The following is a 6,485-nucleotide window of genomic DNA, read 5'->3' as shown; positions in this document are numbered from 1 at the left end:
CGTACTGAAACCCGATCGTCCTGCCACCGCCTGCGTCAGAGCTGGGCAGCGTTCGCGGTCTCGGAATCGAAACGCCACTGACAAGGTCAATCGCAGATCGTTCCCGTGGTATGAATTGGAGAGGCATCATAGTTCCTTGCGGGGAGAATGCCCCCTTCGGTTTGAATCAATAAGCATAGCCACTTTCCAAGATATTTTTCATAAAGGGAGCGAGCATACTTCGTCAGGACTAGTACCTTTCAACCCAGGCTATACGTGTGATGGCACAGCAGCTTCACCCAATACAACTTTCTTGTCAGGATGTACAGGAATTGCCCCTGCAATAGGAACACCAGCCTGATCCAGGGCCTCAACCGAAGTCACGGCGATATAGCGAAGATTGTCCTCGTTGTCCATTTGCCCGGCATATGCCAGGACCAGACCCTGTGCGAGACCTCGCAGGAACGTGAGATCTTCGTCCGTGCTGCCGAAATCTGCTTTAGATCTGAGCATGGACTGGATGGTCTGCTCCCGGGTTAGATCGAAGGTGAATACCCATTCCCGGTACCCGTCGGTCTCAACGACCACGTCGCGACCGTCGAAGCCCAGCCCACCTATCCGATCTTCGCCGCGGAAGAACGAGTAATGGTACTCCGTGCCGCCCTCACCGCTAGCCAGCGTGGTTGGCAAAATCCGAGGGCGCGGAATTGAAACATCGCTAGTCGGATCGTAAGAGTAGTGCGAGCGAGGCTGGAAGCTAAGACGCATCGGGACCCGATCCTGGCGACTTCAGATAGGCAATTACATCATCGATCTGGGCTGCGGACAGCGGGCTGCCATCAACCTTGTTGCGGGCACCGCCCAAGGTCGTCCGGGCGAAATCATCGAAGACGAAGCTCGCCACGGGGCCATCCTCAACCAGCGTGTTTGGCAATGCGTACTTCGGCGAGGACGATGGGGCCCTGCGGCTTCATCGCCGTTTCCACCGAAGCAGGTACACCCGCTCCAACCAGTGCAACCGGGGTTGTAGTAGCGATGTATCGCAGATTCTCTTCATTGTCAGTTTGGCCCGCATACGCCAACACCAACCCTTGCGCGAGTCCACGCAGAAACGTGTAGTCATCATCCTGATTCTCGATGATTTCCTTGAACTCCAGCATGGACTTGATCAACCAATCGTGGCCAAGATCGAAGATAAACACCCTCTCCGCCATCCCGTCGACTTCAACAGACATATCGGGACCATTGAAGCCCAAGCCGCCGATACGTGCATCGCCCCGATAGAAGGCGTACTGATACTCCGTGACTGCGCTGCCGTCCGGGAGCTTTCCAGGAAGGATGCGAGGCTCCGGTATGGTGACACCGCTGACAGGGTCAAATGAAGAATCCGATTTAGCTTGGAAGTGGAGAGGCATGAGTCATCTCTGGATGTAGATCGGCTGCACGGCAGCCTGCTCAATCTGGAGTGGGCCTAAGCAGCTCCTTCCAGGCAGGCCCACCCATTGAATGGGGGAAGAGTGCCACGCCAACGGGCTGGGTGGCCATCGGAGAATTCCTACCTGTTGCCTGGAGTGTCGTTGTCCCGATGGCTCCTGCGGGATTGGTGTGAACAGCTGCGCGGGGGTTACCCCTCAACCAACCGAAGTATCTCCGTCACCCTACGCTCCAAGTCCCTTCGCTCCGCTTCATTCATCATCGCCCGCTTGAGGTATGCCTCGAAGTCCTCACCCGTACAAGCGTTCTGCATCAGGCACAGCGTTACCATCAGTTTGCCCGAGGGCCCGCAGTCGTACCCCATGCGGCAACCCGCCACCATCCAAGCGTCGCCCGCATGTTCTCCGGTCATCAACCCCGCCGCCGGACCGCCTGTGCTGGCGGGGTAGTTGCTGTGCAACGTGCTGCCCATGGCAAAAACGGCCGCTGCGTCATTGGATCCCAATACTTCTTCAAGCTGCTCTGCAGCTTCAGCCGTATCCAGCCTCTTCCGCTTGAACGCGTTGTTCATCAACCGGGCGGCCAGGTCACCATTTTCGGCGGCCTGCGCGTACCAACCGGTGACAAGCTGCATCGGCACGATGGCGCCACCGTCCACTGCCCCGCATTGGGCGAAACGTTCGGCCGCCACCTGCTCCAGCACAGAGAGCTGGGCAGGCGCCCTGATCATCTGCCTATTGAAATCGAGGCTGTCCATGAAGTGCTCGCGGTCAATATTGACGAAGTAGCAGCCTTCATAGGTGTCGGCCAACAGGCGCTGGGCCACGGCATCACCCGCCTTGGCCCGCTGTTTCAGGTCCTCGAAGGTCTTCACCCGGTCTACTTCAGCAGGGCCGCCTCGGCTGGAGCGGCTTTCCGTTGCATTGGCGCGCACCTTGGCCGCAACGGCCGACGGCGCCACCTGGGCTTTTCCGCCCGGCGCGCCACCTTGCGTCGCTGGCGCATTCCACCACAGCGCAATGCCCACCACTGCGGCGACCAAGCCAACCGCCAGCCAACCTCCGGTTCTTCCAACCACAGCGCCAACTCCCTTTGCCATCGCGGCTACAGCCGTTCAATACCATGGAAGGGCAGCAGCAAGCACGCCCATTCCTGTCCCGTTGACACCACATTCCCTATAGTTGGCCCCAACCACTGCAATGGAATGGCCCATGAGCGTGATGTCATCCGGCCGGTGCCTGACAGTTGCACTCGCCGTCGCCCTGAGCGCCAGCGCCTGCGCCAAGGCCCCACCCACGGAAAAGGGACACAAGGAACCTGCCATGCCTGAAGACACCAGCCAGAGCCGCACGGTGGATGGCTACACTTACACCACCGCGCCGGTAGTAGCCCAGCTCGGTCCGCACCGCTACGCCTTCCCGGCCAATTTCTACGATGACCAGATTGGCCCATCGGTGGGCGGCGGCATTGCGTTGAGCTTCATCTGGCCCGGACTGCAGGCAGCCGCTCCCGGCGACCGTCCCACGCGCAGCATGGAAGACCACTACCGCACGGTCACCGCTTCAATCGACTACCTCGATGCGGTCGCCGCATCAGAGCTGCTGCCCCGGCTGAGCAGCACCGAAGCCACCACTGAAGCAGGCTCGGTCAACCGAAACGACCCGCGCCGCCGGCTGGATCTGCGCAAGGCGGGTACGGAGCGGTTCGGCCTCATTCCGTACGCCATTGACGAGGAGCGCATGGCGCAGTTCGGCAACGAATACCAGAAGCAGTTTGGGGAGCCCGTTACCCGCAACCCACGCAAGGAAGACGAGTGGTACATCGCCCGCGCCGCCAACGGGATGCTGGCCACGTTCATCAAGTGCGATCAGCCTGAAGGTGGGAACGAGGGCCTGGCGATCCAGGGCGACAGACTGGTGCCCGATGAGTCAGTCAGGGTTTCAAGCTGCACCCACTACTTCGTGGACTCCAACGACAACCTGGGCGTTACCCTGTTTTACCCACGCGTGCTGCTGAAGGACTGGAAGGCCATGGAAGAAGCTACCCGCGCGGCACTGGCCAAGTACAAGGTCCGGTAACCCAGGAATGTTCAGGAGGAACAACACATGAGCGGCTTGAATCAGAAGGACATCGAGATCCTGCAGCAGTACGCCTCCAAGGGGAACCGGGAGCTGTACTGGAACTACCTGGCACAGAAGGAAGGCTCCGACGGCTATGGCCTGCTGGCACTGGGCGTGGTGCGCAACGACAACCTGCCCGGCCAGGTCGCCAACGCCTATGCCCAGCTCGAAGCCAGCGACCAGCACGACCGCAACCCCAGGCTGCAGAACCGCACGCTGACAGAGCGCCAGTGGGAGGACTTCGGCCAGACCCTGCTCGACCGGGACCTTGAACGCCGCGAGTACTGGATGGGGGCACGCAGGCCAGACCTGGCGCTCAACCTGCCCGGCCGCGACGTGCAGGTTGCCCATGACAAGGCATTCGTCCAGCACGGGCTGGACCCGAACTGCTGGACCCCGCGCATCCTGCTGGAAGCCACCCGCAAGAACCTGAGCGAAGACGCTGCCGAGAACGTCTGGAAGGAAATGCTCAACAACGATTACCGGGGCACCGCGCGGGCATGGAACACCGCCGGCCATGCCTACGACGCCATGCCGTGGGGCCAGGCCACCGCCTACGTGGCCAAGCTGGGCGTGTATGAGCTGAGCATGGCCGACCAGTCGCTGCCCACCAGCAACCCCAACATCATCGGCATACGCAGCTCGTACCACGAGTATGACCCGAAGGCCGGCACCTGGTCGCACCACACCGAAAGCGGCTTCCCCATGCAGGAACGCAATCCACGCGTGCTGGAAGGCCTGAACGACACCCGCGAGGTCCGACTGGAGCGCGAGGAGAAGGCAACCCACTTCCACCCAGACGACCCGTACCGGCAGCGCATCGAAACCCCGAAGGTGGTGCTCAACGACCTGCCCGGCCAGGACCCGGACACCCGGCTGGCGACACTGCGCCCCGGCGATGCGCATTACCCGCTCTACCAGCAGATACGCGAACACGTGGCCGCGCTGGACGCCAAACACGGGCGCAGCTTCGACGAAACCAGCGAACGGCTGACCGCCAGCCTCACCGCGCTGGCCGTGGAGAACAAGCTGGACCGGGCTGACCACGTGGTACTGAGCCAAGCCACCGCAGACGGTGCTGCAGGCCGCAACGTGTTCGTGGTGCAGGGCAACCTGCATGACCCGGCACAGCAGCGCGCTGCCATGGCCACTGAAACAGCCGTGCAGACGCCGGTGGAGCAATCGCTGCAGCGGCTGGATGAAGCAGGCCAGGAACGGCAGGCCTTGGCCATGCAGACCGAACAGCGCACGCAGCAGAACCAGCAGGAGCTGGAAGCCCGCAGCATGCGAATGGGGTGAGGCAAACATCCCTCCGGAAGCCACGTGCACATGGCTTCGCGGAATTACCCATCAGGGCCGGTGGCGCAGGCCGGCCCGGCACGCCCTCAGCGGGGCCTGCCCTGCCCCTTCGGTACTTCGGTCCCCACCGGGAACGAATCCCCCCAAACGTAGAGATCAACGCCTTGGGCGCTCCGATCCAGGTTCACGCAATCCTGGATCAACGACCGCAGCACGTTCGTAGGCGAACGCTCGCTACGCCACGCCGAAAGCTGAAAGGCGTGGCGTAGATCGGGGTCTAGCTTCACCCTCATGTACACCTGCTTTTTCATTGGATGACGTCCTCGGGGACAAACTGCCCCGACTCAGAATTGATCTCACCGTGGTAGATCGTGCGCTCCACGAAACGGGGCACCCGTGGGTCTTCCACCGCCGGCGGGCCGAGCAGCTTGATGGTGATCACCCCTGCGCAGGCCTCAATCTGCAGCTTGCGGCCCACGTTGAAGCCCATCTGCCGCAGCCAGCGGCCGCGGATCTTCAGGTAGGGTACCTTCAGCTCCTCGTGGAACTCCGTCGGCGGTGAGCACGCTGCAGGCTTTGCGGTGCCGGCCAGATGCGCCTGGCGAGCGCGCCGGCGTGAGGGCAGTTCATCGAAGGACGTGTCGTCCCAGTGCGTTTGCATGTTGGACCTCCTGTAAGGGTCGCCCCTCGCCGGGATGGCGAGGGGGTCGGGAGGTTAGAAACCGTCTAGCAGGATCCGGCGGGCGTATTTCCACAGGGGGTGTTGTATTAGCCACCCTCCCGACAAAGGGACGTCCAACATTTTCCTGCTAGAGGAGTTTCTACGCTCCGGAGACCACTCTGATGGAGTCGTCAACGGATGGGAAATCGCTTGTAGCTGTTGATTTCAGCGGTTTGGTAGGCGCTGCCTAATGCTTGCCGCAAATGGCCCGCTACGGTCTCAAGATCTGGGATGGGGTGCACGCAATCTATGGAAATCGCCGAGAGGTCAGTAGAAAAAATGAATCGTATCGGCGCTGACTGGCTGCGGAACTTTGATGAGGCCATGCTGTGCATCTTCGCTATCGACCATGCGGACGCTCGGATGGATGAGAGAGAGCTGTTCTGGTACGCAGTTCTTCCGCCTGGTGATGCTGCGCTGTCTTGCGGGCAAGAATTCGATCTCTGCGGAACTGATGCGTTCTGGCGGCATAAGGGGGCGCAGACACTCATCCAATCCTCCGGCTAATCCCGTCACTTGCGGCCAATTCCGCCAACATGTATAGATGGTGCCTATCATCAACCGTGCAGGCGGCACGATGGGCATCAGGGAAGAGCTTCAGACAGTACTCAGCCTTCAGGCAGACTACGACTCCGCAATGACGGATGCGATGCGAGAGCGCGGTGACATCATCAGGAACCCGCTCCCTTCTCTTCTAAGCGGGTTCGCCAGCAGCATGCAATCTGCAGCGGGCACCGTCCCTGCCGACTTCATGAGCGAGGGCCGCGATGGTACGGGACTTCGTTCACAGGTGCCGTGGGTGCGCTTTGCTTCCCGAAACCGATCGCCCAAGGCAACTGTCGGTTGGTACGTCGTACTTCTCTTCCGAGAGGACGGAAGCGGCATGTACCTGGCGCTTTCGCATGCGTCCACTCGCAGCGTCGGAGGCGAGT

Annotated in this window: 9 protein-coding genes; 4 read left to right on the top strand and 5 right to left on the bottom strand. The window is 61.2% G+C overall.

Annotated features, from left to right (window positions below):
* Positions 1 to 249 precede the first annotated feature (249 nt).
* The 4 genes from KVS69_RS17525 to KVS69_RS17510 all read right to left on the bottom strand — a co-directional run bounded on the left by KVS69_RS17525 (position 250) and on the right by KVS69_RS17510 (position 2,455).
* Complete coding sequence (locus KVS69_RS17525) at positions 250 to 747, bottom strand: hypothetical protein (RefSeq protein ID WP_217539216.1); 498 nt, start codon at positions 745 to 747, stop codon at positions 250 to 252.
* Entirely contained in the window at positions 737 to 883 is a 147-nt protein-coding gene (locus KVS69_RS17520) for a hypothetical protein (protein WP_217539215.1), read from the bottom strand. The genes KVS69_RS17525 and KVS69_RS17520 overlap by 11 nt, the downstream gene beginning before the upstream one ends.
* A gap of 10 nt (positions 884 to 893) precedes the next feature.
* On the bottom strand, positions 894 to 1,394 hold the full coding sequence (locus KVS69_RS17515; RefSeq protein WP_217539213.1) for a hypothetical protein: 501 nt from the start codon (positions 1,392 to 1,394) through the stop codon (positions 894 to 896).
* Between the two features lie 209 nt (positions 1,395 to 1,603).
* Positions 1,604 to 2,455, bottom strand: a complete 852-nt coding sequence (locus KVS69_RS17510; protein ID WP_217539211.1) for a hypothetical protein — start codon at positions 2,453 to 2,455, stop codon at positions 1,604 to 1,606.
* A 280-nt stretch (positions 2,456 to 2,735) separates the two neighbouring features.
* Here KVS69_RS17510 and KVS69_RS17505 point away from each other — a divergent pair, with 280 nt between their 5' ends.
* Positions 2,736 to 3,491: a hypothetical protein gene (locus tag KVS69_RS17505; protein WP_254622254.1), complete on the top strand. Its 756-nt coding sequence runs from the start codon at positions 2,736 to 2,738 to the stop codon at positions 3,489 to 3,491.
* Positions 3,492 to 3,518: 27 nt separating this feature from the next.
* Positions 3,519 to 4,832: an XVIPCD domain-containing protein gene (locus KVS69_RS17500; RefSeq protein ID WP_217539209.1), complete on the top strand. Its 1,314-nt coding sequence runs from the start codon at positions 3,519 to 3,521 to the stop codon at positions 4,830 to 4,832.
* A 307-nt stretch (positions 4,833 to 5,139) separates the two neighbouring features.
* Here the strand turns inward: KVS69_RS17500 and KVS69_RS17495 are convergent, their stop codons facing one another.
* A complete protein-coding gene (locus KVS69_RS17495; RefSeq protein WP_217539207.1) occupies positions 5,140 to 5,493 on the bottom strand; it encodes a SymE family type I addiction module toxin in 354 nt (117 codons plus the stop codon).
* A gap of 309 nt (positions 5,494 to 5,802) precedes the next feature.
* Here KVS69_RS17495 and KVS69_RS17490 point away from each other — a divergent pair, with 309 nt between their 5' ends.
* Together KVS69_RS17490 and KVS69_RS17485 are read left to right on the top strand one after the other, a co-directional pair.
* Entirely contained in the window at positions 5,803 to 6,060 is a 258-nt protein-coding gene (locus KVS69_RS17490; protein ID WP_254622253.1) for a hypothetical protein, read from the top strand.
* Between the two features lie 40 nt (positions 6,061 to 6,100).
* Positions 6,101 to 6,485 (top strand): DUF3578 domain-containing protein (locus KVS69_RS17485; RefSeq protein ID WP_217539205.1); only part of this gene is annotated, 385 nt, incomplete at its 3' end.

It is taken from the genome of Stenotrophomonas sp. GbtcB23 (assembly GCF_019091045.1).
In the GTDB taxonomy this organism is placed as follows: Bacteria; Pseudomonadota; Gammaproteobacteria; order Xanthomonadales; family Xanthomonadaceae; genus Stenotrophomonas; species Stenotrophomonas rhizophila_A.
The sequence above is the reverse complement of the archived record's forward strand: the minus strand, read 5'-3'. Positions and strand labels throughout refer to the sequence as shown.

What these genes read in the sequence shown, in the direction of transcription:
- KVS69_RS17515 (WP_217539213.1), bottom strand. Translation starts at nt 1,394, where the DNA reads ATGCCTCTCCACTTCCAAGCTAAATCGGATTCTTCATTTGACCCTGTC.
- KVS69_RS17490 (WP_254622253.1), top strand. Translation starts at nt 5,803, where the DNA reads ATGGAAATCGCCGAGAGGTCAGTAGAAAAAATGAATCGTATCGGCGCT.
- KVS69_RS17525 (WP_217539216.1), bottom strand. Translation starts at nt 747, where the DNA reads ATGCGTCTTAGCTTCCAGCCTCGCTCGCACTACTCTTACGATCCGACT.
- KVS69_RS17495 (WP_217539207.1), bottom strand. Translation starts at nt 5,493, where the DNA reads ATGCAAACGCACTGGGACGACACGTCCTTCGATGAACTGCCCTCACGC.
- KVS69_RS17505 (WP_254622254.1), top strand. Translation starts at nt 2,736, where the DNA reads ATGCCTGAAGACACCAGCCAGAGCCGCACGGTGGATGGCTACACTTAC.
- KVS69_RS17500 (WP_217539209.1), top strand. Translation starts at nt 3,519, where the DNA reads ATGAGCGGCTTGAATCAGAAGGACATCGAGATCCTGCAGCAGTACGCC.